Annotated in this window: 21 protein-coding genes and 3 tRNA genes; 15 read left to right on the top strand and 9 right to left on the bottom strand. The window is 34.3% G+C overall.

The annotated features are described in order from the left end of the window. The first annotated feature begins 202 nt into the window (after positions 1-202). Genes DRZ96_RS09600 through DRZ96_RS09570 form a run of 7 tightly spaced genes read left to right on the top strand, consistent with a single transcriptional unit; the run spans position 203 to position 7,280 of the window. Positions 203-1,948 carry an ABC transporter ATP-binding protein gene (locus DRZ96_RS09600; protein ID WP_112890488.1) on the top strand — a complete coding sequence of 582 codons (1,746 nt, stop codon included), beginning with the start codon at positions 203-205 and terminating at the stop codon, positions 1,946-1,948. Further along, a complete protein-coding gene (locus DRZ96_RS09595) occupies positions 1,948-3,669 on the top strand; it encodes an ABC transporter ATP-binding protein (protein ID WP_112890487.1) in 1,722 nt (573 codons plus the stop codon). The genes DRZ96_RS09600 and DRZ96_RS09595 overlap by 1 nt, the downstream gene beginning before the upstream one ends. Before the next feature lie 11 nt (positions 3,670-3,680). Further along, entirely contained in the window at positions 3,681-4,262 is a 582-nt protein-coding gene (locus DRZ96_RS09590; protein ID WP_112890486.1) for an MptD family putative ECF transporter S component, read from the top strand. After that, positions 4,262-4,957: an energy-coupling factor transporter transmembrane component T family protein gene (locus DRZ96_RS09585; RefSeq protein WP_112890485.1), complete on the top strand. Its 696-nt coding sequence runs from the start codon at positions 4,262-4,264 to the stop codon at positions 4,955-4,957. The genes DRZ96_RS09590 and DRZ96_RS09585 overlap by 1 nt, the downstream gene beginning before the upstream one ends. Next, entirely contained in the window at positions 4,951-6,357 is a 1,407-nt protein-coding gene (locus tag DRZ96_RS09580; protein WP_112890484.1) for an ATP-binding cassette domain-containing protein, read from the top strand. Before DRZ96_RS09585 ends, DRZ96_RS09580 begins: the two co-directional genes overlap by 7 nt. Next, the gene (locus tag DRZ96_RS09575; protein WP_112890483.1) at positions 6,347-6,799 is read left to right on the top strand and encodes a hypothetical protein; all 453 of its coding nucleotides are present in this window, start codon (positions 6,347-6,349) and stop codon (positions 6,797-6,799) included. The genes DRZ96_RS09580 and DRZ96_RS09575 overlap by 11 nt, the downstream gene beginning before the upstream one ends. Continuing rightward, positions 6,783-7,280: a helix-turn-helix domain-containing protein gene (locus tag DRZ96_RS09570; protein WP_112890482.1), complete on the top strand. Its 498-nt coding sequence runs from the start codon at positions 6,783-6,785 to the stop codon at positions 7,278-7,280. The genes DRZ96_RS09575 and DRZ96_RS09570 overlap by 17 nt, the downstream gene beginning before the upstream one ends. 22 nt (positions 7,281-7,302) lie before the next feature. On the opposite strand, the gene DRZ96_RS09565 is transcribed toward DRZ96_RS09570, so the two are convergent. Further along, the gene (locus DRZ96_RS09565) at positions 7,303-8,097 is read right to left on the bottom strand and encodes a nitroreductase family protein (protein ID WP_112890481.1); all 795 of its coding nucleotides are present in this window, start codon (positions 8,095-8,097) and stop codon (positions 7,303-7,305) included. A 109-nt stretch (positions 8,098-8,206) separates the two neighbouring features. Between DRZ96_RS09565 and DRZ96_RS09560 the strand changes: the two genes are divergently transcribed. Together DRZ96_RS09560 and mgtE are read left to right on the top strand one after the other, a co-directional pair. Continuing rightward, the gene (locus DRZ96_RS09560; RefSeq protein WP_112890480.1) at positions 8,207-10,066 is read left to right on the top strand and encodes an ATP-dependent helicase; all 1,860 of its coding nucleotides are present in this window, start codon (positions 8,207-8,209) and stop codon (positions 10,064-10,066) included. Continuing rightward, positions 10,050-11,387, top strand: a complete 1,338-nt coding sequence (gene mgtE, locus DRZ96_RS09555) for a magnesium transporter (RefSeq protein WP_112890479.1) — start codon at positions 10,050-10,052, stop codon at positions 11,385-11,387. The genes DRZ96_RS09560 and mgtE overlap by 17 nt, the downstream gene beginning before the upstream one ends. 51 nt (positions 11,388-11,438) lie before the next feature. Here the strand turns inward: mgtE and DRZ96_RS09550 are convergent, their stop codons facing one another. Genes DRZ96_RS09550 through sfsA form a run of 3 tightly spaced genes read right to left on the bottom strand, consistent with a single transcriptional unit; the run spans position 11,439 to position 12,855 of the window. Beyond that, positions 11,439-11,654, bottom strand: a complete 216-nt coding sequence (locus DRZ96_RS09550) for a DUF6440 family protein (RefSeq protein WP_112890478.1) — start codon at positions 11,652-11,654, stop codon at positions 11,439-11,441. An 8-nt stretch (positions 11,655-11,662) separates the two neighbouring features. Then, on the bottom strand, positions 11,663-12,166 hold the full coding sequence (locus DRZ96_RS09545; protein ID WP_112890477.1) for a GNAT family N-acetyltransferase: 504 nt from the start codon (positions 12,164-12,166) through the stop codon (positions 11,663-11,665). Further along, the gene (gene sfsA / locus DRZ96_RS09540; RefSeq protein WP_112890476.1) at positions 12,157-12,855 is read right to left on the bottom strand and encodes a DNA/RNA nuclease SfsA; all 699 of its coding nucleotides are present in this window, start codon (positions 12,853-12,855) and stop codon (positions 12,157-12,159) included. Before sfsA ends, DRZ96_RS09545 begins: the two co-directional genes overlap by 10 nt. Positions 12,856-12,932: 77 nt before the next feature. On the opposite strand from sfsA, the gene DRZ96_RS09535 reads away from it, so the two are divergent. After that, positions 12,933-13,457: a cysteine hydrolase family protein gene (locus DRZ96_RS09535; protein WP_112890475.1), complete on the top strand. Its 525-nt coding sequence runs from the start codon at positions 12,933-12,935 to the stop codon at positions 13,455-13,457. Between the two features lie 387 nt (positions 13,458-13,844). Here DRZ96_RS09535 and DRZ96_RS09530 read toward each other — a convergent pair. From DRZ96_RS09530 to DRZ96_RS09520, 3 genes are all read right to left on the bottom strand, one after another. Next, positions 13,845-13,920, bottom strand: a tRNA-Phe gene (locus DRZ96_RS09530). Between the two features lie 7 nt (positions 13,921-13,927). Further along, positions 13,928-14,004 (bottom strand) — tRNA-Ile (locus DRZ96_RS09525). 7 nt (positions 14,005-14,011) lie between these two features. After that, positions 14,012-14,103: transfer RNA gene (locus DRZ96_RS09520), tRNA-Ser, on the bottom strand. 278 nt (positions 14,104-14,381) lie between these two features. Here DRZ96_RS09520 and DRZ96_RS09515 point away from each other — a divergent pair. The 3 genes from DRZ96_RS09515 to DRZ96_RS09505 all read left to right on the top strand — a co-directional run bounded on the left by DRZ96_RS09515 (position 14,382) and on the right by DRZ96_RS09505 (position 21,501). Further along, entirely contained in the window at positions 14,382-16,439 is a 2,058-nt protein-coding gene (locus tag DRZ96_RS09515; RefSeq protein ID WP_112890474.1) for a heavy metal translocating P-type ATPase, read from the top strand. A 270-nt stretch (positions 16,440-16,709) separates the two neighbouring features. Continuing rightward, entirely contained in the window at positions 16,710-16,880 is a 171-nt protein-coding gene (locus tag DRZ96_RS09510) for a DUF362 domain-containing protein (RefSeq protein WP_112890473.1), read from the top strand. Between the two features lie 343 nt (positions 16,881-17,223). Beyond that, on the top strand, positions 17,224-21,501 hold the full coding sequence (locus tag DRZ96_RS09505; RefSeq protein WP_112890472.1) for a 2-hydroxyacyl-CoA dehydratase: 4,278 nt from the start codon (positions 17,224-17,226) through the stop codon (positions 21,499-21,501). A 96-nt stretch (positions 21,502-21,597) separates the two neighbouring features. Here DRZ96_RS09505 and DRZ96_RS09500 read toward each other — a convergent pair whose 3' ends face one another. Then, positions 21,598-22,548: a copper amine oxidase N-terminal domain-containing protein gene (locus DRZ96_RS09500; RefSeq protein ID WP_112890597.1), complete on the bottom strand. Its 951-nt coding sequence runs from the start codon at positions 22,546-22,548 to the stop codon at positions 21,598-21,600. Positions 22,549-22,562: 14 nt separating this feature from the next. After that, positions 22,563-23,051 (bottom strand): hypothetical protein, encoded by a 489-nt coding sequence (locus DRZ96_RS09495; RefSeq protein WP_112890471.1) that lies wholly within the window; start codon positions 23,049-23,051, stop codon positions 22,563-22,565. Between the two features lie 99 nt (positions 23,052-23,150). On the opposite strand from DRZ96_RS09495, the gene DRZ96_RS09490 reads away from it, so the two are divergent. Further along, positions 23,151-24,473, top strand: coding sequence for a CCA tRNA nucleotidyltransferase (locus DRZ96_RS09490; RefSeq protein WP_112890470.1), 1,323 nt, complete (start codon positions 23,151-23,153; stop codon positions 24,471-24,473). Positions 24,474-24,477: 4 nt separating this feature from the next. Continuing rightward, entirely contained in the window at positions 24,478-25,821 is a 1,344-nt protein-coding gene (gene glmM, locus DRZ96_RS09485; RefSeq protein WP_112890469.1) for a phosphoglucosamine mutase, read from the top strand. Positions 25,822-25,827 lie beyond the last annotated feature (6 nt).

Genomic DNA, 25,827 nt, shown 5'->3' with positions numbered 1-25,827 from the left:
CTTGCAAATAAGTTTTATAAAAATTTTGGAAGTTTGCGAATGAAAGAAAAAAATATGGCAAATAAATTCTAATTGAATATAATTTAAAAATTTTTTTGAATATAAAAGTATTTTTGTTAAGAAATTAAGAAAAAGAAATATTATAATAATATCGATAATTGTTATCAGTTATTTTTTATTTAATAAAGAGAGGTGTTATATTTTGAAATTATACAAAAAATTATTTTCCTACATACCTGAGAGAAAACTCCACGGTATTTTTGCATGTTTACTTACGACGGTGGGCATTGTTTTAGAATTTTATGCCTATTATTTAATTTGGATTTTGCTAAAGAATGTTTTTAGTGGTGGAGTCTTGTCAGAAGAAAGAAGTCTAGCCATAAAAATTTTATTTTTATTTATCGCCTATGGTATTTTATACTTTATGGGACTATGGATGAGTCACTTGGCAGGATTTAGGCTTGAAACTCGTCTTCGTGAAAGAGGTATAAGACATCTTCTTGGGGCATCTAATACTTTCTTTGACCTACATAATTCAGGAGAAGTGAGAAAAATAATTGACAACAATGTGGAGCAAACTCACATGATTGTGGCTCATTTAATTCCAGATCAAACAGCAGCATTTTTGACTCCCATACTTATGATTATCTTGACCTTTGTATTGGATTTATACCTTGGAATATTTTTTATTGTCATTGTCCTAATAAGTTTAGTCCTTGTAAAAAATATGATGGGTGATCAGTCCTTTATGAAGAAGTATATGGATATGCTTGACGAAATGAATGCAGGTGCAGTTGAGTATGTAAGGGCCATGCCTGTAGTAAAGATTTTTAATGCACCCCTAATTGGTTTTAAAAAACTTTATGATTCGATTCTAATTTATAAGGAGATGGTCTATAAATATTCTATGTCTTGCAGGTTTCCCTTTGTCCTATTTCAATGGCTTTTAAATATTTTTATAATTACGCCAATATTCTTTGGAATCTTTATGGTAAATAGGGGAGCTGATCCTGGTCTTTGGGCTGCAAAAATTTTATTTTTCACTTTGTTCATGGGGATATTTTATTCCAACACAATGAAAATTATGTATGTTTCCATGTATATCTTCCAAGCCAACTCTGCTGTGGATAATCTTGAAAATTTATTCAAGGAGATGAAGGAGAAGGAAATAGAATTTGGAAGTCAAAGAGAATTTTTAAATAAAAATATTGAATTCAAGAATGTAGACTTCTCTTATGACGGAGAAAATAAAATTTTAGATAACTTTTCTCTCAGTCTTGAAGAAGATAAGGTCTATGCTTTGGTGGGTAGTTCGGGTTCAGGTAAGTCGACTATTGCAAAATTAATTTCTGGCTTGTATCCAGTTGACTCAGGAGAAATTTTAATTGGAGACAAAAATATTTCTTCTTATGACAAGGAAAGTCTAATGAAAAATATAGGAATTGTTTTTCAAAATCCACAACTCTTCCAGGGTATTTCCATTTTTGAAAATGTTAAGCTTGCGAAAAGTGACGCCTCTGATGAAGAGGTATTAAGGGCATTAAAAATTGCAAGGTGTGACGAGTTCATATACAAATTTAAAGATGCTTATGATGTAGTGATTGGAGCAGAAGGTGTAAATCTTTCTGGGGGAGAAAAGCAAAGAGTAAGTATTGCTAGGATTTTCTTAAAGGATCCAAAAATTATTATTATGGACGAAGCTTCAGCAGCTGCTGATCCTGAAAATGAGTATGAATTACAAATTGCCTTTAAGGAATTAATAAAGAATAGGACTACAATTATGATTGCCCACAGGCTCACTTCCATAAGAGGAGTGGATGAAATTCTTTTAATCGAAGATGGAAAGCTAATTGAAAGAGGAAGCCACGATATACTTTACAAGGAAGACAGCAAGTATAAGAAGTTTGTAGAAATGTATAATAGTGCAAATGAATGGAGGGTTGACTGATGAAAAATTACTTAAAAAATCGTTTTGGACTTACAGATAAGGGGGCAGAAGGTGCCCTAGTTGCAATAAGATATTCCAGCCTAAAGAACCTTTCTTATATGTTACCTATGTTCCTTCTTATGTATGTAATGCAAGGCTTGTTAAACTTAGGGGACTTTAGTCTAAGTCTTTCGGTCATTGCCTATGTAATAATTGCTCTTCTTATGATTTTTGTAATTAATAGGGACTACATTACAACTTACAATGAAACCTATAAGGAATCTGCAAATCTTAGGATAGAAATTTCTGAAATAATTAAGGAATTGCCTCTTAGTTTTTATTCAAGCAGAGATTTAACAGATCTTTCTCAAACAATAATGAAAGACGTAGAGGCAATTGAGCATGGACTTTCCCATGCAGTGCCAGGCTTTTATGGCTTTATAATAAATCTATTCATTATTTCGATTTTGTTACTAATTGGGAATTTAAAACTTGGGCTTGCAGTTATAATTCCAATTTATATTTCTGCTATCTTGAGTTTGCTTTCCAGCAGGATACAAAAGAAGGGAGTAAGGTCCTACTACAAGGAGCAAAGGAAGTCCTCAAAGATGTTCCAAGAACTCATTGACCTATCTACAGAGATTAAGTCCTATAACTTGACTGAAGAAAAGGAAAAAAATGGAATTGACTTTGTTAGGTCCTTAGAAAAAAACCACATTAAGTCAGAACTGGGACAAGTTATACCCATTGTTTCTGCAACAGTTGTGGCAAACTTATCGCTTGCCCTTGCAATATATGTTGGATTAAATAGCTTGATAGACGGGGAAATAAATATTTTGTATTTTGCAGGATACTTATTTGCTTCAGCAAGATTAATTGATGGCGTTGCTGCCTTCAACCAATTTTATGGAGAGTTAATGTATATTGATTCGCCAGTTGAAAAGATAAAGGCCCTAAGGAATGAAAAAATTCAAAAAGGAAAAGAAGCAGAATTAAGGTCTTTTGACATTAAGGGAGATAGAGTTTCTTTTTCTTATCTCGATGATAAAAAAGTTATAGATAATATTTCCTTTAAGACCTTGCAGGGAAAGACTACTGCCCTTGTTGGTCCATCTGGTTGTGGTAAGTCTACCTTAATAAAATTAGTGGCAAGGCTATATGATTATGACTCTGGAAAAATTACAATTGATGACAAGGAAATAAAAAATATTGACACACAAGACTTATTCAAACACATTTCCATGGTCTTTCAAGATGTAACCCTCTTTAACGGATCAGTGATGGAAAATATTAGGCTAGGCAGGTCCAGTGCCAGTGACGAAGAAGTTCTTGAAGCAGCAAGACTTGCCAACTGTGATGATTTTGTAAAGAAATTGCCAAGGGGATATGAAACAGAAATTGGCGAAAATGGTTCAAACTTATCTGGAGGAGAAAGGCAAAGAATTTCCATAGCAAGAGCCTTCTTAAAGGATGCAGAAATAATTCTTTTAGATGAAATTGCCGCATCACTTGATGTGGAAAATGAAAAGTACATCCAAGAATCTTTGAATAAATTAACAAAGAATAAAACTGTCATAATAATATCCCACAGGATGAAGTCAATAGAAAATGTAGACCAAATAATTGTTATGAAGGACGGAAAGATCGAAGACTTTGGAAGACATGAAGAACTAATAGAAAGAAGCAAGACTTACAAGAAGATGATTGAGTCATCAAAGAAGTCAGAAGAATTTGTATATTAGGAGGAGATAAGATGAAAAAATTTGGGATACGAGATTTAGTAAACGCCGGTGTATTTTCACTTTTAACTGTAATGGCAACTTGGTGTGGAGGTATGATAGGTTTTATACCTGTCCTTATGCCCCTAGTTCCCTTTGCTTGTGGTTTAGTTTCAGGACCAGTCTTTATGCTTTATTCAACAAAGATAGACAAGTTTGGAATGGTCTTAATAATGGGAATAGTTTTTGGACTTGTATTTTCAATGTCAGGTCATGGGGCAATAGTTCTTCCTGCCATAATTATCTTGTCCTTAATTTGTGAGATGATATTAAAAAGTGGTGGTTACAAGTCAATAAAAACTGCAAGACTAAGCTACACAGTCTTTATGATTTTTGCAGCTGCAAATTTAATACCAATTTATTTTGCTAGAGATGCCTTTGTACAATCCTTAATCGATAGAAATTATGGGGCTGAATATGTAAATAAATTATTATCTGTTATGCCAACTTGGTCCTTTATACCTGTTGTCCTAGTAGGCATGTTAGGTGGATATTTAGGCTGCACTATTGGAATTAAAATCCTAAATAAGCACTTCAAAAAAGCAGGAATGGCTTAATGAAAATAGACTTTAGGACAAAAATATTTTTAACAAATGTAATAGGGATTGTTGCCATTGAAGGTTCTCTTGGAAGAAGATATTATTATCTTGGAATTTTGATAGCAATTTTCCCCTACTTACTTGCACTATTTGATAGAAAGTGGTCCCTTTTAATTAAGGGACTTTTATATACTTCTGTGGCAGTCTTAGGGCAAGGTCTCTTGCTTAAGCTTCCGCAAAATTTCTTTACAATGATTTTAAACCTCTATGTTGGAATTATTATAAAAGTTTTGCCTGGCTTTATTATGGGTTACTATGCTCTGGTTACAACAAAAATGAGTGATCTTGTTTACTCTTTGCAGAAAATAAGCTTGCCAAATTTTTTGATTATTCCTGTTTCTGTAATGTTTAGATTTTTTTATTCAATAAAGGAAGATTACATGAAAATAAATGAGGCCATGTATATGCATGGACTAACTATGAAAAATTTTTTCAAAGACCCTGCTAAGATTTTGGAATATAAGTTTGTTCCACTTTTAATGATCACATCACAAACTGCTGATGATGTTGCCATATCAGCTATGACAAGGGGAATGAGAGTGGATGGAGAGAGGTCATCTATTTCTGATGCTAGCTTGAAGTTACAAGATTATGTCTTAATGATCTTTGGAATTTTTATAATTATTTTATTCATCAGGGTGAAAATATGTTAGAGTTTAAAAATTTTTCCTTAGCCTATGAAAATTATAAGGGCAAAGAAAATATAATATTTGAAAATATTAATCTGTCCTTCGAAAGGGGCAGTGTAAATGTAATAAGTGGCGAGTCAGGTTCAGGAAAGTCAACTTTTATAAAGTTAATTAATGGTATAATTCCAGAGATAAATAATGCAAAAATTTCGGGTCAGCTTTTATTTAAGGGGAAAAATTTATTTGACCAGGGCATAAGCGATAGGAGTCAATATATTTCCACAGTTTTTCAAAATCCCAAAAATCAATTTTACTGCATCAATTCAAGTGATGAGATGGCCCTTGCTCTTGAAAACAGAAATGTAAAAAGAGAGGAGATATTAAGTAAGATAGATTATTATACAAGGATTTTTGGGACAGATAAATTACTTGATAGAGATTTATTCAAATTATCGGGTGGGGAGAAACAACTTGTGGCTATTACATCTGTTGCCCTAATGGATAATGAAATTTATATTTTTGATGAGCCCTCTGCCTCTCTTGATAATCAATCCATTGAAAGACTAAAAAATATTATTGAGGTATTAAAGGAAAAGAAAAAAATTATAATTATTGCAGAGCATAGGCTTTACTACCTAAGGGATATAATGGAAAAGCTCTTTGTCATTGAGGACAAAAAAATAAATTCTTATGAAAGAGAAGAGCTTAATGATGAATTCATAAGAAATCATAAGCTGAGAAGCCTAAAGGAGATAAAAAAGGAAGATTTGAATAAGGATAAATACATAAAAAAATCTTTTTTTGATAAAAATTTTGATCATGACAAAATAATGGAGTGTCGAAACTTTTTTTGCAAGTATAGGGGAAGTGAGAAGGTAATTTTTGACTTCAACCTATCCTTTGACAGGGGAATTTATTTTATAATTGGAGCAAATGGAATAGGAAAGACCTCTTTTATAAGAAATATTTGTGGACTTAATAAGGGACAAAGGGGAGATTTATATTATGGGTCTGAGAAAATAAAGAGATCCTATGAAAAAATTTCTCTTGTAATGCAAGATGTGAACTATCAATTATTTACAGATTCAGTTTACTCAGAAATTTCAATAGTATCAGATGATGACCTCCTAAAGGAAAAAATCTTACGTGATTTAGGACTCTGGGACAAGAAGGGCAGACACCCCCAAGCCTTATCTGGAGGAGAGAAGCAAAGACTTGCCCTTGGACTAGCCCTTGCCAGCAAGAAGGAAATAGTTTTGTTAGACGAACCAACTTCTGGCTTGTGCCTAAAGAATATGACAAAATTAATTAGCTTCTTAAAGGAAATGAAAAAGCAAAATAAAACAATTATTATAATCACACACGATTATGAATTTATTAAGAGTGCAGATGAAAATATTTTGGAGTTTGTAAATGAAAAATAATAATTATTTAGCTTCCTGGGACTTTGAGGTCGTTGATGATAATGATGATTTTATAGAGTATCAAGGGATAAGCCATCCTAAAAATAAAATGAAAAATTATAAACTCTTCCCAGGACTTATGCTCATGTATATTGACTTAAGGGAAAGGTATCAGGTGCAAGCTTCTGATAGTAAGGGAAAGAAGGGTTATAGGATTTCTTATAGCTATGAAGGCAATTACTTTACCTATATCAATGATACAAAAATTTTAATAACTAGAGAAATTTTTATTGGAAAGGCCCTTCCCTATGCAAGGGAATCTTATACAACCAAGGACAGGGTTCAAGCCTTTAACTTTTTCATTTTTGAAGACCAGATAGATGAGAATTCCTTTTACGGGAAAATTTTAGGGGAATTTTTGAAAAAAAATAAATTTCATAAAGGATATGGGTTTTGTATATAAGAATGAAAGACTAATTCAAAGAGCCAATGAACTTATCCAAGTCCTAAAAAGTGAAGATATCTTGGGGATTTCTATAAAGGCTTTGGATTTTATTTACGATATTACACGAGAAAAAACTTCCGAAATAAGAAAATCTTATCAGAAGGAAGAGGGAAGTGAGGAAATTATTCTAATTGAAGAGTTTATTAAAAATAATTTAGACAAGGATATTACTTTAGATTTGCTTACAAAAAAATTTAAGATTTCTAAGTCAAACTTAAACAATAAATTCATTAGAAAATTTCAGTACACTCCTATAAAGTACTTAAATAATTTGAGGATGATGAAGGCAGAAGAAATTTTGACTAATACAGATAAAAATATAACAGAAATTGCCATGGAACTTGGTCTCACAAGTCCATCAAATTTCACAAGATCCTTTAAAAAATTTACGGGACTAAGTCCAAGTGAATACAGAAAAAAAGAAGCTCGAAGTGAATGAGCTTCTTTTTAATGTTTAAATTTTATAAAGTAAAGGAACCAATGTAATAATATTTGCCGTCGTCCTTTAGGTCTATTGTCCATTTCTTTTCGATTCCCATAGTCTTAAGCATCTCTTCCATGTAGAAAAGGATAACGCCCATGTCTATTAGTGATCTTGAGTCTTCGTCAGATTTTAACATGTAAGCTTCAACAACTGATCCCTTTAGAACAAATCTCCAAGGTTGGAAATTTTTGTGGCTTGGTGCATATCTAACAGATGAGAAGACATCAAAGACTCCGTAGTTTTCTAGAGTTTCAATGGAAATTGGATTTCCTAGTGTGTCAGCAAATACAATTTCATCTACATTAAGTCTTGAGCTTGTAACTTCTGGATCAAATAATTTTTTCTTTTGTCCGTAGCCAATTGCAATGAGATAGTCGATTCCTATTCCATTTTCCCCGAATATTGCCTTCTTAGTTTCTGCATCAACATCATCTACTGTTATCCAGCATGTGTCTAAATCAAGGTCGACTATTTTTGTATTTAGCTTTTCAAGGCAGTAGCCACCCTTTAAGATGTTAAGTGGTTTGTCATTTGTGATGTCTAGTGCAATGTAATGTGGAGCTTCGATCATAACTCCAGAATAACCAGCCTTGCCCCTTAGACCTTCTGCTACGATTTTTCCGTTTTCGTAAAGTGAAAAATTTATTTCTCCTTCTTCTTGGTCTAGTTCATCCATAAGTAATTTTATATTTTCTAAAGAATCCCTTGGTACTGTATCCTTCTTAAAATTTCTCACTGATTTTCTTTTTTGTAAAAAGTTTGTCATTAACATAGTAATCCCCCTTAAAGCTCTTTCATACTAAGATTATACCATAATGAAGAGCTTAAAAATAGATTTAAAATAATCGGACTATAGTTTAAACTATAGGAGGAGGGATAAAGTGAATTTAACACCAAGTCAATTAAAAGCTGTAGACCACTTTGAGGGTCCTGCCATCGTCTTGGCAGTTCCTGGAGCTGGAAAAACTACTATGATCCTTTACAGGACAAAAAAATTAATAGAGAGGGGAGTGGACCCAAAGAGCATCTTAACCATTACTTTTTCAAAGGCCCAAGCAGTGGATATAAAAAATCGTTTTGTAGGAATGAATGGAGACAGGACTGTCCACTTCTCCACTATTCATGCTTTTTGCTACTCAATTGTAAGGGATTATTCCAAAAAGTATGGCAAGTCCCTTAGCTTAATTGATTCTAATATGAAAAAGAAGTACGAGATCCTAAGAGACATCTACAGGTCGGTTAATAATTCTTATCCCACAGAAGAGCGAATCGAGACAGCAATTTCAGAAGTTGGCTATTGCAAGAATATGATGCTGTCGCCCCAATCTTTTGCCAAGACTAAAAGGTGTGACACAGATAATTTTGTGAAATTCTTTGAGACCTATGAGAAGTTTAAAAAAGACAAGAGCTTAATAGACTTTGATGATATGATAAATCTTTCTTATGAAGTCTTAAAAAATGACCCGGCAATAATGAAGAAGTACAGGGACAGGTTTAAGTTTATCCAAATTGATGAAGGACAAGACACTTCTAGGAGCCAATTTATGGTTTTAAAGCTCCTTGCCAAGCCTAGCAACAATTTATTTGTTGTTGCCGATGACGACCAGTCTATCTATGGCTTTAGGGGAGCCAACACAGAGGAACTTTTTAAGCTTCAAGATGAATTCGATGACATCAAGACTTTTTATATGGAAGACAACTTCCGTTCCACAAAAAATATCGTAAATATTGCAAATATTTTTATTGCCCAAAATGAAAAGAGGTTTGAAAAGACCCTTGTGACAGAAAATCCCTTTGACAAACCCGTCAATATTATTAAGGTCAAGGAACCAAGGGACCAGTACGCACTTATAGAAGAAGAGTTGAAAAAAGATGATGGTAACATAGCCGTCCTCTATAGGAACAACTTATCAAGTATTGGCCTTGTGGAGTATTTTGAGAGGAAAAATTATGAATTTAATATTAAGGACAAGAAGACCAAGTTTTTCTCCCACTTTATAACTCGTGATATCTTGGATATTTTAAATTTTGCCCATGATTTGTCGGACATAGACCTCTATGAAAAATTTTATTTTAAGTTGAAGGGTTATATTTCAAAAAGACATATTGAATACTTAAAGAGGCACAGGGGGAAAAATGTCTTCAACATCCTAAAGGACTATCCAGACCTTCCTTCTTACTACAACAAAAATATCAATGGTCTCCTAGTTGGTTTTAAGAAGATTGCAAGAGTAAGTGTCTATGAAGCTATAGATTATATTGACAAAGAAATGGGTTACGGTGACTACCTAAGGGAAAATGCCAAGAGGTTTATGGAGACAGAATCCACCTTAAATGAATACCTCTATTATTTAAAGATGATTGCAAAGTCAACTAAGTCCTTAGACTTATTCGTTGGAAGACTAAAGGAGTTGGAATATGATCTCTTAAAGGCAAGGGACACTGATGCAAGGCTTACCTTCTCCACAATCCACTCAGCCAAGGGGCTTGAATTCTCTAAAGTCTTTGTTGTAGACTTATATGAGGGAACCCTGCCTTCTACTTCAAGCATTGAGGACCTAAGAGAAGATCCAGACCTCTATGAAGAGGAGAGACGCCTATTTTATGTAGCCATGACCAGGGCAAAGAGGGAGCTCTTCCTCATGTATTCCCACTACACTAATGGAAAGAAAAATGAAATTTCTTCCTTTGTGACAGATTTAGAAACTTTAGCAGGAGGAAAAAGTGAACATAATAGATGAAATAAAAAATATAATTTTGGAAAGAGATGAGATAAAAGCAAATGAGCTCTTTGATGAATATCATCCAGTTGATATATCTCTAGAGCTAGAAGAATATGAAGACGATGAACTTGAAGTTTTTGTAAAATTACTAAACAAGGAAAATCTTGGACTCTTGTTAGAGTCATCTGAAGAAGATTTGGCAGTAGATATAATGAAGTTTTTCACCAATGAAGAACTTATTGAGGCCTTTGCCTTTATAGAAAATTCTATAGTGGCAGACCTTCTTGGATTTCTTTCAACAGTTAGGAGAAAGGAAATCTTGTCTAAGTTAAAAAGTGATAAACAAAATGTCCTAAAGATGATTCTCTCCTTTGATGAGGAATCTGCAGGTTCAATTATGGCTACAAATTTTATAGCCCTTAAGGAATATTTAACTGCTGACCAGGCTGTAAAGAAATTAATTGCAATTTCCCCAAAGACAGAAATTATAGACAAGATTTTTGTGACAGATGATAAGCACAGACTCAAGGGTATTGTAACAATGAGGGACCTCTTAGTTTGTCATGCAGATGATCTTTTAAAGGATCTTATGGAAGACTGCGATTTCTATGTCTATGGGACAGATGACCAAGAAGTTGCAGCCAATCTCTTCTCCAAGTATGAACTAGACATACTTCCAGTTGTAAATAATAATATGGCAATCCTTGGTGTAATTACATCAGACGATATCATCGCTGTTATTGACCAAGAGCACAACGAAGATATGTTGCAGATGCACGGTGTTAACGCCGATGAAGAATACGACTCAAGCATCTTAGAATCCTTTAAGTCTAGAATTCCTTGGCTAATTGTAAACCTTGTGACAGCCTTCTTGGCTTCATCAGTTGTAAAGGGATTTGAATCAACAATTTCTCAAGTGGTTGTCCTATCAGCTGCCATGCCTATTGTAACGGGAATGGGTGGCAACGCAGGGTCCCAAACTCTTTCAATTATTATCACGTCCCTTGCAAGGGGAGAGTTGTCTTTAAAGAAGGACTTTAAGCTTATTTTTAAGGAAATTTTCTTGGGACTTACTGAAGGGGCAATAATTGGTCTCTTGGCGGCAGGAGTTTTTGTCTTCTGGCACCACAATCTTTACCTTGGCCTAATACTATTTTTGGCAATGATTTTAAATATGATAATTGCTTGCTCCATGGGCTTTTTAATTCCACTAATCTTAGACAAGCTCAAGGTGGACCCGGCAATTGCATCATCAATATTTTTGACAACTTTTACAGATGTATTTGGATTTTTTATCTTCCTAGGTCTGGCAACAGTTTTTTTACCAAAATTAATATAAAAATAAAACCACAGTCTTTTAAGTATTAAACTTTTAGACTGTGGTTCTTTTTTATATTCTTTCCTTGTAAGATGCGATTTCTCTTTGATTAGAAACAATAACTTTTCCCTCACCATCAAGGAGGGGAGTGATTCCCATGCCGTAACCGGCGCTTATATAGAGATAATTAACACCAGTCTCTGTGTCCAAAAGAATTTTCATGTACTCAGTAAGAGATCCCTCTTTAAAAATCTCAATAAATCTTTTGTCATCCTTATTTTTAAACATTTTTAACCTCACAATACTTTTTCAAAGGCAAGTCTTTCATTCTTGCCAGAGAGATAAACTAGTCCTACGTATTTATAATTTAAGGACTTTAGAAGTCCCTGCATTGTCTTATTGCCCCTGTGGGTGTCAATCCTCACAGACTTAAAACTATTTTCTCTTGCATAGGCTTCTGCCAGCTCAATGACTTTTCTTCCGTAACCTTGCTTACTTTCCCTTTTAAGGGTTCCAATCCTGTGGAGGGCCACATAGGGCTTTGGACTTTGCCAAGTTCCATCTAAGTTATTTTCATAATCGATGTCGAAGTCATAAATAATTACAGTGGAGACAACTTGTCCTTGGTCATCTAAGACAAAAATATTTTTATTTTCTTTGAGTTCCTTAAAATTATCAAGATTTGGTTTATCTTGCCCTTGCCATTGGTCAAGTCCCAAGGACTTTAATTTCTTCGATCCATCATCATAAATCTTTAAAATTATTTCTCTATCATCTTCTTTTGCTAGTCTTAATTCCATTTTTCCTCCAAAATAACAGGGACTTCCTTATTAAGTTCTATTGAATTTCTTGTGACTATTGAATCATAGGCAAGAACGCCCACTCCATTTTCACTTGCTTCACTAAGTCCTTTAGAAAAATCTGGGTCAGTTAGATAATTGGGCGTAAAAAACTTAACATCTTCCATTTGGATTACAAAGAGGACAAAGGTCTTGTAGTCCTCGTGGGATTTATCTAGTCCCTTGACGTGCTTAAGCCCTCTCTTAGTTGGAGCATCGGGGAAGGCAACCACTCCGTCTTTTTCAAGTGTAACTCCCTTGACTTCCATGAGGGCTTTTTGTCCCTGGCCCTCAAGATAAAAGTCGAAGCGTGAGTCCCCGTAAGTGTATTCTCTCTTTATAGTTTCATATTTAAAACCCAAGTCAATTTTATTTTTAAGTAAGGCCTCTTCCACAACTTGATTGGGAGCCTGAGAGTCAATATTTATAAGCCTATTGCCCTTCATAACTCCAATAAGTGTATAGGAAGTCTTCCTATTAGGATTGTCGTTATAGGTTAAAAAGACTGTTACTCCTTCGAGGAGAAGCTCCTTGCAGCGGCCTGTGTTTGGTACATAGACCTCAAGGGTTTTGAAACCCTTCTTGCAATAGGATATAAATCTATTCTTTCTATATAAAAATTCTGCTTTAATTGCGCTAGTGTATTTCATAAGTCACCCCAAAATATTATACAAGTAACTTTAATTTATGTAAAATTTGGAGTAAGATAGGGAAAAGGAGGGAGATAATGGACGTTTTAGTTGTTATTGATATGCAAAATGACTTTGTAACAGGATCTCTAAAGGCAAAGGACGGAGAAAATCTTTTAAAGAGAGTTGTAGAAAAAGTGGAAGGCTTTGATGGGGAAGTGGTCTACACCCTCGACACCCACCATGATGATTATCTTTCAACAAATGAAGGAAAGAACCTTCCAATTGAACACTGTATTAAGGGGACTTGGGGCCACGATATTTCAAAAGAATTAAAGCTGACTAAGTCCTTTGAAGGAGCAAAGAAGTTCGAGAAAAATACCTTTGCTTCACTTGAACTTGGAGAGTATCTTAGAAAATTAGACGAGGAAAAGGGAATAGGGGACATTTATTTTCTTGGTCTTGTTGCAGACATTTGTGTAGTTTCAAATATTTTATTGGTCAAGGGTTTCTTGCCAGAGAAAAATATTTATATTTATAAGGATTTGACAGAAGGATTAACAGAAGAAAAGAAGAGATCAGCCTTAGATGTTTTAGATTCTTGTCAAGTAAAGATAATTTAAGTTTTTAAATTTATAAATTAATAATATTGGAGAAAATCGGAAAAGTTTTTTATAGTGATGAGGTTTTTCCATGGAAGATTTTTAATTTAAATAATTACAAGACTGACATGGATATGAAAGCTATAATAAAATACTTTATATAAAGAACAAACTTGATCCAGAAAGACTAAGTGAAGATGAATTAGAAAGATTTAAAACTTAGAAATAGAAAAAGCACACAAACTAGAATGCGAGATTTGCATAAGCTGTGTGCTTTTTTATGTAAGAAATTTTATTATGACAAAGATTTAAGTCAAAGATCCAAAAATATTTTAGGGTAGCCAACAAGTAGCCAACTTTTACAATAAAAAAACCTTGAAATCATTTGATTTCAAGGGTTATAAAAAATGGTGCCCAGAGCCGGAATCGAACCAGCGACACGAGGATTTTCAGTCCTCTGCTCTACCGACTGAGCTATCTGGGCAAGTAAATGGTGGGCCTTCAGGGACTTGAACCCGGGACCTACCGGTTATGAGCCGGGCGCTCTAACCAACTGAGCTAAAGGCCCTCACCATTGGCGGAGAAAGAGGGATTTGAACCCTCGCGACCCTAATCGGGACCTACTCCCTTAGCAGGGGAGCCTCTTCAGCCACTTGAGTATTTCTCCAAATTGAAGGTCACTCTTTAGCAACTTACTCTACTTATTCTAAAGTAATAAGTTTGTTTTGTCAACCGTTTTTTAAAAGTTTTTAAATTTTATTTAAAATTTATGTAAAATCTTAAAAAAAACAATATCAAGGCTTCTCTTGCTTAAGTATTATCTCATAGATTTTGAAAAAAATAAAGGCTTAATTAAAATCTATTGACAATAAAAGCAGATGATTTATAATGAATATATGAGCAAGTATCGAAGTATAAAAATGTAAAATAAAAAAGGAGGAATTTATGGATAAATATATTTTCCACTTAAGAGGCCTCACCTGTGCCAATTGTGCAGGCAAGATAGAGGAAGAACTTAAGTCAAAAGATGAACTCAAAAACTTGCACTACGACTTTCTAAACGACGAACTCGTATTTGAATCAGAAGAAGATTCAATAGAACTAAAGAGAAAAATTCAGGATATTGTGGATTCCATTGAAGATGGTGTTATTGTAACAGAAGATATAGGTGAGGAGATTGAAGAGGAGGAAGAGGAAGAAAACTTTTCAATCTACAAGGCTATCCTTGTTTTTATAGGTCTTGTAGCCCTACATTTTGTAAATTTAAATGAAAAATTTAAGCTGATTTCTTATTTAATTCTTTACATCATAATTGGATACGATGTTATCAAGGCTTCTATTTCAAAAATTTCTTCAGGTAATTTTATGGATGAAAAATTCCTGATGACAGTGGCTTCTCTTGCTGCAATTATTTCTGGCGAGTATGCTGAAGCTGTGGCAGTAATGCTCTTTTATAGCGTAGGAGAAATTATCCAAGATAGGGCAGTGGATTCTTCAAAGAAATCCATTAGAGAAGCCCTAAAGTTAAAACCGGACTTTGCCAACCTAAGACTCAATGGAGAGATTGTAAAAGTTGATCCAAGTGAAGTTTCTATTGGTCAAGTTATTTTAATCAGACCAGGAGAAAAAGTTCCCCTAGATGGAAAAATTATAAAGGGGTCTTCCAATCTTGATACTTCAAATATATCAGGAGAGTTTGCCCCAGTATCTCTCGAAGCAGGAGATGAAATTATATCGGGTTTCGTTAACTTAGATTCTTCCCTTGAAGTTGAGGTAACAAAGACTTATAAGGAAGGAACTATTGCAAAAATTATTGATATGGTAAAAAATGCCAGCGTCAATAAGGCTAAAGTGGAGAAATTTATCACTCGATTTGCAAAAATTTACACTCCAATAGTTATTGGCCTTGCAGTAATTTTATTCTTATTCTTAAATTTTGCAACAGACCATACTGCTAAGGAAGCACTTTACAGAGCGGCCATATTTTTGGTTATTTCCTGTCCATGTGCTCTTGCAATTTCTGTTCCACTTACAATATTTGCAGGAATTGGATCTCTTTCAAGAAGGTCAATCTTCGTGAAGGGTGGTAACTCTATTGAAGCCCTAACAGATATTGATGGAATTGCCTTTGATAAAACTGGGACAGTTACTAAGGGAGAATTTACTATTGCAGAAGTGGAAGAAGTCTCTGGATCAAGAGATGAAATTTTAGAAATTGCTTCTGTTGGAGAAGCCTATTCAACTCATCCTATAGCCAAGGCCATTGTAAAGGCTTTTGAAACTAATAAGACGCCTGACCACTTAAATAACCTTGGCGGCAAGGGTATAGAATTTGATCTTGAAGGAAAATCTTATCTTGTTGGTAACAAAAAATTAATGGAAGATTTCAATATAAAACTTGATGGCGATAAAGAGTCAAATTATGTTGATGTCTTTGTGGCAGACAAAGAAAAAGTCCTTGGTATTATAAAATTAAAAGACCAAATAAAGGATGGAGTTAAGGAAAGTGTAGATGAGCTTCACAAAAGAGGCGTTAAGACTTACATGTTTTCTGGCGACAAAGACAGGGTAGTAGAAGAAATCGCAAAAGAAGTTGGCATTGACTACTATAAGGGTTCTCTTTTACCAGAAGACAAGGTAAGTGAAATTAAAAAAATTGAAAAAGACAAAAGAATTGCCTTTGTTGGTGACGGAACTAATGATGCACCTTCACTTGCATCAGCATATTTAGGTATAAGTATGGGTTCTGGATCAGATATTGCCATAGAAACTTCTGACATTGTCCTTCTAAAAAATGATATTTCTTCTATTGTAAGAGGAATTGATATAGCCAAGAGGGTAAAGAAAATTGCCTACCAAAATATTTTTATTGCCTTGTTCTTAAAAGTTGTAGTATTAGGACTTGGAGCAGTAGGATATGTATCAATGCCTCTAGCAGTTTTTGCTGATGTAGGTGTTGCCCTACTTTGTATTGTCAATTCACTTAGGGTTTTTAAAGAATAATAAATCATAGTAAAATGCTATGATTTATTAGCTTTAATGAATACAATACTCATTTGAAAAACATTTTTCAAAAAATAAAAAAATTTAAATTAGTCTGAAAAGCTTGCAAATCCTTGAGATTAATAAAATTCACTAAAAATACTAAAATTTTATCATAAAAAAACAATAATAATGATTGAAATATTAAAAAGCTTATGTTAATATAATGACAGAAGATTATGAATATAAAAATTCATAAATTTTGGTATAATTTTATGGAGGTAATGAAAAATGGCATATGTAATTAACGATTCTTGCATCGCTTGTGGTGCATGTCAACCAGAATGTCCAGTTGGATGTATTAACGAAGGAGACATCTATACAATTGACGAAGCTCAATGTATCGATTGCGGTAGCTGTGCAGCAGTTTGCCCAGTTGGAGCTCCAAATCCAGAAGACTAATTTACTTAAAAAGAAGATAGGTTTCGGCCTATCTTTTTTTATTTTATTATTAATTTAAAGACTGTCCTTAGGTGGGCAGTTTTTTATTTTGCGAAAATCACCTTTTACTGTTATAAAAATCACTAAAGTAGTTTATAATAGAAGGAGCAATTACTAAGAAATGTCAAATATTTAAATAATAAATATCAAACTATGAATAATTTTTTCTTGTAATTGCAAGAAGAAAGTGCAATAATTATTTATCTCAAAATGTTTCTTAGATATCAAACATTTTTTAGATATTAAATTAAAAATACTTATACATAGAGTTTAGTGACTTTTATTTTGAAAGGAGAAAGTGACTATGCTAATTCATATGGGATTAGACGTTGGTTCAACTACTGTAAAACTAGTAATACTAGATGAAAAATTAAATATTTTATATAAAACTTATAGAAGACATTTTTCTGATGTAAGGAAAACTATCAAAGATGTAATAAATGAAGTTTATCCACAATTTAAATACGACACAGTAACTGTAAATGTAACTGGATCAGGGGGGCTTTCTGTTCATGAATTCTTGGGGATTGATTTTGTCCAAGAAGTTGTTGCAGGCAGGGAAGCTATCTCTTGTTTTATTCCAAAGACTGATGTTGCTATTGAACTTGGTGGAGAAGATTCAAAAATTACTTATTTAAGAGGATCTGTAGAACAAAGGATGAATTCCATTTGTGCTGGAGGTACAGGTGCCTTTATTGACCAAATGGCCTCCCTTCTTCAAACTGATGCTTCAGGTCTAAATGAAATGGCAAAGGATTATAAAAAGTTATATCCAATTGCCTCAAGATGTGGTGTTTTTGCAAAGACTGATGTTCAAGCCCTAATCAACCAAGGGGCAAGCAAGGCTGACATTGCTATTTCAGTTTTTCAATCTGTTGTAAACCAAACAATATCAAACCTAGCATGTGGTAGACCAATTAGGGGCAATGTTGCCTTCTTAGGTGGTCCCCTTCACTTCCTTCCAATGTTAAAGGAAAGATTTGTAGAAACTTTGGACCTAAGTGAAGATGAAATCATTGCACCAGAAAACTCACAAATTTTTGTTGCCCTAGGAGCTGCTCTTGCAAGTTTTGACTCTAAAGCTATGTCCTTTGTAGAACTTTATAATAAGGTAAACACAAGTGGAGATACTGTCATAAAAGAAAGTGACGTCATGCCAGCCCTCTTCACAAGTGATGAAGAAGTTAAAGAATTTAGAGAAAGGCATAAGACAAAATCACTTAAAAGTATTGATTTAAAATCCTATGAAGGGCCAATCTATCTTGGAATAGATTCTGGTTCCACAACATCAAAAGTGGTGGCAATTTCTGATAAAAATGAAATCCTCTATTCTTTTTATGGGTCTAATAAGGGAAATCCTCTTGACATTGCCATAGAAAATTTAAAGGAAATTTACAAGGAAAAAAATGATAAGGCCTACTTTGCTGGTTGTGGTACCACAGGTTATGGGGAAGAATTTTTGAAGGCTGCTTTAAACTTAGATTTTGGGGAAGTAGAAACTATTGCCCACTTCACTGCAGCAAAATATTTTGATCCTGATGTTGACTTTATTCTAGACATTGGCGGACAAGATATGAAGTCTATGAAGATAAGGGATGGAGTAATTGAGTCCATCCTACTAAATGAAGCTTGCTCAGCAGGTTGTGGTTCCTTCTTAGAAACTTTTGCTCACTCAGTAAATATGACAGCAGAAGAATTTGCCAACGAAGCGACAAAGTCAAGAGAACCAGTAGACCTTGGATCACGTTGCACAGTTTTCATGAACTCAAATGTAAAACAAGCACAAAAGGAAGGAGCATCTGTTCCAGATATTTCTGCAGGCCTTGCTTATTCTGTAATAAGAAATGCCATCCAAAAGGTAATCAAGGTGAGAGACCCTAAGGACCTAGGTCAACACATTGTTGTTCAAGGTGGAACCTTCTTATCAGATGCAGTCTTAAGAGCTTTTGAAAACTTAACTGGAGTTGAAGTTACAAGACCAGAGATTGCTGGACTTATGGGTGCTCTTGGTATGGCCTTAATCTCAAAGGAAAAATCAACTGGTAAGTCAAATATAATTTCTAAGGAAGCCTTAGAAACTTTTGAATATAAATCTATCTCAACAAATTGTAGACAGTGTACTAACCAATGTGCCCTTTCTGTAAATGTATTTCCTAATGGAAAGAGATACATCACAGGAAATAGGTGCGAAAAAGGTGCAGGTCACGTTAGAAACAAGGAAGACCAGCTTCCAAATATGTATGCTTATAAGTATGAAAGAGTCTTTGACTACAAAGCTCTTCCAGAAAAAGAAGCACCAAGGGGCATTGTTGGTATCCCAAGAGTTTTAAATATTTATGAAAACTATCCTTTCTGGCACAGCTTCTTTACAGAACTAGGCTATTCAGTTGTCTTATCATCAAAGTCATCAAGGGAAATTTATGAAAAGGGAATTGAAACTATAACAAGTGAAACTGCTTGTTATCCTGCAAAAATTTCTCACGGTCACATTGAAGACTTAATCGAAAAGGGCATAGATTTTATTTTCTATCCAGCAGTCTTCTATGAAGAAAAACAATTTAAAAATGCTGACAATACATTAAACTGTCCTGTAGTTGCAGGTTATTCTGAAGTTATAAAAAATAATGTGGATGACATAATTGATGGAAAAGTTAAATTTATGAATCCTTTTATTTCCTTTGACAACAGGAAGAAACTAGAAAAGAGATTGGCTGAAGTCTTTGATTTTATTCCAAAAAATGAAGTTAAAAAAGCAGTTCGTGCAGGCTACGAAGAACAAGATAGGTATAGGCTTGATGTCTTAAATGAAGGAAACAGGATTCTCGAAGAAGTTAATAAGAAAAATCAAAGAGCCATTGTCCTATCAGGCAGGCCTTATCACATTGACCCAGAAATAAATCACGGTATACCTGAACTTATAACAAGTCTTGGTCTTGCTGTTATCTCTGAAGATGGAATTGCTAATAATGTAGAAATTGATTCAAGACTAAGAGTACTGGACCAATGGAATTACCACTCAAGACTTTATAGGGCAGCTAAATTTGTTGGAGAGCATGAGAACTTAGAACTAGTTCAACTTAACTCCTTTGGATGTGGAATTGATGCAGTGACTACTGACCAAGTCCAACATATCTTGGAGTCTTACAACAAAATTTATACAGCCCTAAAGATTGATGAAGTTTCTAATCTTGGTGCAGTAAAAATTAGGATTAGGTCTCTAATAGAAGCAGCTGAGAAGAGAGAGTTCGAAAAAATCGATGCAGAACTTGAAGGCCTAATTGATGATGATCCAGTAATCTTTACAAAAGAAATGAAAAAAGATTATACAATTTTGATGCCGCAAATGGCGCCACTTCACTTTAGCATCTTTGAACCAATCCTAAGGCAAGAGGGAATTAACATTGAAGTCCTTCACGATACAGGCCACAAGGTTGTCAATGAAGGTTTAAAATATGTAAATAACGACGCTTGTTATCCATCGATCTTTGTTGTAGGACAATTTATTGACGCTGTTAAATCTGGCGACTACGACACAGACAAGTTGGCCCTTTTAATGAGTCAAACTGGTGGAGCTTGTAGGGCATCAAACTACGTTGGATTTATTAGGAAGGCCTTAAAGGATGCGGGCTATGGTCACGTTCCAGTTATTGGACTTTCCTTCCAAGGAATAGAAGAACACCCAGGCTTTGAGTTTGACAAGAGACAAATGGTGAGAATTGGAAGAAAATTAATCCAAGGCATGCTTTACGCAGACTTAATAATGAGACTTACTCAAGCTACAAGACCTTATGAAGTAATAGAAGGCTCAACAAATATCCTTCGCGACAGATGGATAGATATTACGACTTCAGAAAACTTGATTTACAACAAGAGAAACTTTATGAAAAATGTAAATCAAATGGTAAGTGAATTTGATAGACTTGAAATAACTAAGGAGAAGAAACCAAAGGTTGGAATTGTTGGAGAAATTTTAGTTAAATATCATCCAGCTGCCAATAACCACCTTGCAGAATTACTTGAAAGGGAAGGGGCAGAAGTTGTAATCCCAGACCTAACTGACTTTATGATGTATTCATTTAAGAATGCAAGAGCTAAGGCTGACAAACTTTCTAAGTCACAATTTACTGCTTTTGTATGTGAAATGGGAATTTCTTACATTGAGTCTTATAGAAAATTTGTTAGAGAAGCCCTAGCAGGTACTAGGTTCATTGTTCCTGAAAAAATTGAAGAGATTATCAAGTATGCAGAAAAATACGTTGACCTTGGAAACCAATATGGAGAAGGTTGGCTCTTAACTGGCGAGATGGTTGAGTTAATTGAATCAGGTGTTGAAAATATTATTTGTGTTCAACCTTTCGGTTGCCTTCCAAACCACATCACAGGTAAGGGAGTAATAAAGGCTATAAGGTCTTCTTATGAAAAGGCAAATATAATTCCAATTGACTACGACGCATCAGCTTCTGAAGTAAATCAATTTAACAGAATTAAGCTTATGCTTTCACAAGCCAAGAAAAATATGGAACAAGGCGAAGACAAATACAACAGAGGCTATTTAAAGAAAAAGGCAAGTATTAAAAATTAAATAAATTGATATAAACAAAACCCCTCAAATCAATGAGGGGTTTTTTGATGGATAAATTTAATTTTAAATCAAAAAATAAAATTTAAACAAAAGAAATTAAAGTTTATTAAAAATATTTTTTAAAGTTTTGTCTTGTAACAAGTTATCTGTTGAATCTTGTTTTTCCTTTTGGTCCTTGTAAACTTCAATGTCCTTTTGAGCTTTGTAGTCCTCTCCCTTAAGAGCTGCCTTAAAAGAATCTGTTGCTTCTTGCATCTTAACTTGGAAGTCAGTTAATTCTCTTATAAAAGATTTTGCAGCTTCTTCGTCCTTAGCCATAATAGAATTCTTTAGGCCTGGAAGAATTTCTAGGGCCTTCTCACTTGCTTCTAAAGTATATTGGTGAGAAGATTTAAATTTTTCTGGAACATCAAGGGCTTTTATCTTATCAACAGTAGATCTGATTTCTCCATCTGCTTTTTCATAGGCATTAGCAAGTTCAGCGTCACTTAGCTTAGCAGCATTGTCAAAGAAAGATAATTTTAAATCTTTAATTGACTTATTCAAATCACCTTGTAAAGATGTAATTTCTTTTACATACTTATCCTCATCTGATGACAAATCTATAATTGAAGATCCTTGTCGTTTATTGTCATTGATGATAACCTTAAAGTTCTTATTATCCCACTTAACTTCTGCCTTTAGATTTTCAGCAACAAATCTTAGGGGAACAAAAGTACGTTCCTTTTTAATTGAAGCAGGAGCGTCAAGCTTTAATTCTTTTCCATTAACTTTTGCCTTTGTTGAATCAATTTTAAGGGAAATTTCTGTGTCCTTGCCACTAATTCCAACTTCTCTCTTGTCATTATCCCAAGTAACCTTGTAGCCAAGAGTTTCTGAAATAAATCTTATGGGAACCATAGTCCTTTCATTTTGAATGTAGGGATTAACGTCTGACTTTATAATTTTTCCATTGTACTCAATAAGAGGACTTCTGCCTGCAAAAACATTTGAAGTCACAAAAATCATAAGTACAAGAGAAAATAGAATAGATCTAAATTTTTTCATTCTCATCTTCCTCCTTATTTGCTCTTTAATGATGAAGTGTAAGAGTTTGGATCAAATTGTTTTTCAATATAAATTAAGTTTGAGTCCTTGTCTCCTTGTAGCTCAATAAAAGCTCCGTCTCTTGTAGTAGGAGAAACTTCTCCCTTTTCATCATCCCTATAGAAAATTAAATATTCCTTGTTAGGGCTTAGATTCTTTGGAACATCTACTTTAATTTGAGATAGGTCTCCCTTATAATCCTTTAAGAAGGAAACAGACATACCTTCAGCAGTAGATGTTGAAATTCTAATTCTTGAAATATAATCAGAGTTTTTGATTAGTTCGTTAACAGCTTCCTTATCAAAGTTTGAAGTAGTAACTTGCTCTTCATCAGTCTCTTTATCAGTGACTTCTGATGTAACTTTTGCTTCATTAGCTTCAGCAGGAGCTTGGTCTTTTTTGCCACAAGCAGAAAGACTTATGCTGAGAAGCAATGACATTGAAATAATAAAAATCTTTTTCATGTTATACCTCCAATTTTAGTTCATTATATCACAAGAGAAGGGCTTAATTATATAATTTTAAATTAAGAACAAGAATGTTATAATGAAAAGGGTGATAGAATGCCAAAGGATGTCCTATTTATATTAAATAAACTAAGAAAAAGTGGCTTTGAAGCTTATATAGTTGGTGGGTCTGTGAGAGACAAACTAATGGGCATAGAGCCACACGACTACGATATAACAACTTCTGCAAGACCAGAAGAAATTAAAAGAGTCTTTAAAGACTGTAAGACTGTCTTAGTTGGTGAAGACTTTGGAACAGTTGGCATTTTACTAGACAAGACCCTCTACGAAGTTACAACTTTTAGGATTGACGGCGACTATGTAAATAACAGGAAGCCAGAAAAAGTTATTTTTTCGGATAATTTAACAGAAGACTTAAAAAGACGTGACTTTACTATTAATGCCATGGCTATGGATGGGGATGGAAGACTTTATGATCCCTTTGATGGCCAAGCTGATATAGAGAATAAAATAATTAGGGCAGTTGGTAATCCTAATGAAAGGATAAGAGAAGATGCCCTTAGGATGATGAGGGCAATAAGATTTGCTGGAAGGTTTGGATTTTTTATCGAAGAAGAACTTTTTGATGCCCTATCATTGAATGCAGGACTCTTAAAAAACATTGCTCCAGAGAGAATTTTTGATGAGTTTTCAAAGATGATTACAGGAGAAAATCCATCAAACTACTTGCTCTTAATGGAAGAGACGGGAATTCTCGATGTGATTTTTCCAGACCTAAAGAGAACAGTTGGCTTTGTTCAATTTTCTCCCTACCACGACAAGACTCTCTTTGATCACTTGCTTTGCGTAATGGATAATGTGAAACCAGACTTGAGTCTTAGACTTGCGGCACTTTTCCATGACATATCAAAGGTGGACACCTTGACAATAGGAGAAGATGGCAGGGGACACTTTTACGGACACGAAGTTCTTGGTGGAGATAAGGTAGAAGAAATTTTAAAAAGATACAGACTTCCCAATAAAACTATAGAAAAAGTTAAAATCTTAATTTTAGACCACATGAAGGTCCATGCTGAGATGACAGATAAGGCCCTAAGAAGGCAGATAAAAAGAGTTGGAAGGGATAATGTTCTTGACCTCTACGACCTATTAATTGCCGATTGTATGTGCACAAGAATAGATAGAGATGCATCTTTTATTATAAATAGAAAAAATAGGGTAAAAGAACTATTAGATGAAAAAGAAATGAAAACTGAAAAGTTTTTAGAAATAAATGGAAATGACATTAAGTCCTTGGGATTCTCCGAAGGGAAAATTATTGGAAAGATATTAAAAGACCTAGAGGAAATGGTCTTAGATGATCCAGAGAAAAATACCAGGGCTTATTTAATAGAATATATAGATAAAAATTACAGGTGATAAAATGACAAGATTGTTTGGAACAGATGGAGTTCGTGGAATTGCAAACAAAAAGCTAACTCCAAAACTTTGTTACGATATAGGAAGGGCTGCAGCTTATGTACTTGCCAAGGGCAAGAAGGGCAAGGTCCTAGTTGGAAGAGACACAAGACTTTCAGGAGACCTAGTTGAGTCTTCTCTTGTGGCAGGTTTTATGAGTATAGGGCTTGATGTAGACCTAGCAGGAGTAATCCCAACTCCAGGTGTTGCCTACTTAACAAGGACAGGTGACTACCTATGTGGAGTTTCTATCTCTGCGTCTCACAACCCTTATGAACACAATGGGATCAAATTTTTCTCATCAGAAGGACTTAAGCTTGATGATGAGGTTGAAGATGAAATAGAAGAAAAGATTCTTTCAACTACAAAGATATATAAGGACGTAACAGGCCATGAAATTGGAAGGCTAAATAGGTCTCATGAATTTACACAAAAATATGTGGACTATTTAAAGGGACTAGTCGATCTTGACTTTTCTGATTTTGAAGTTGCAGTAGATGCAGGTCATGGTGCCCAATCTTATATAGCTGAAGAAGTTTTAAAATCCTATGGTGCTAAGGTTAAAATCATTAACAATGAGCCAAATGGAAAAAATATAAACGACTCCTGTGGTTCAACAAATCCAAGTCTAATTCAAGAACTTGTAAAAAAAGAAGGAGCAGACATTGGAATGTCCTTTGATGGCGATGCCGACAGGATTATTGCCGTTGATGAAGATGGAAACATTGTTGATGGTGACCATATCCTTGCCATAGTAGCAACTTATTTAAAGGAAGATGGCAGACTCAAAAATAATGCTGCTGTTGGAACTATTATGTCCAACATGGGCCTTAAGAAATATCTTGAAAAAATTGGTGTAGACTTTGTTGAGACAAAGGTTGGGGACAGGTATATTCTTGAGAAGATGTTATCTGATGATTATATAATTGGTGCAGAACAATCTGGCCATGTAATCTTCCTTGACCACAATACAACAGGAGATGGACTTGCAACAGGCATCCACCTCTTAGAAATTATGAAAAAAACAGGCAAAAAATTATCTGAATTAAATAAATTGATGAAGGATTATCCACAAGTCTTAAAGAATGCAAAAGTTCGTGATGACTTGAAGAACAAGTACCAAGAGTTTCCAGAAATTATGGATGCAATAAAAGAAGTGGAAGAAAACTACCATGGATCTGGAAGAGTTGTAATAAGGCCATCTGGTACAGAAGCTCTTGTTCGTGTAATGATTGAAGGGGAAGACCAGGATAAACTTTCAAGTGATGCTGACAAAATAGTAAAGCTTATTGAAGATAAATTGAATTAGGAGCAA

It is taken from the genome of Peptoniphilus harei (genome assembly GCF_900454685.1).
In the GTDB taxonomy this organism is placed as follows: Bacteria; Bacillota; Clostridia; order Tissierellales; family Peptoniphilaceae; genus Peptoniphilus_A; species Peptoniphilus_A harei.
Note: the sequence above shows the minus strand (reverse complement) of the source record. Positions and strands in the feature narration are given on the sequence as shown.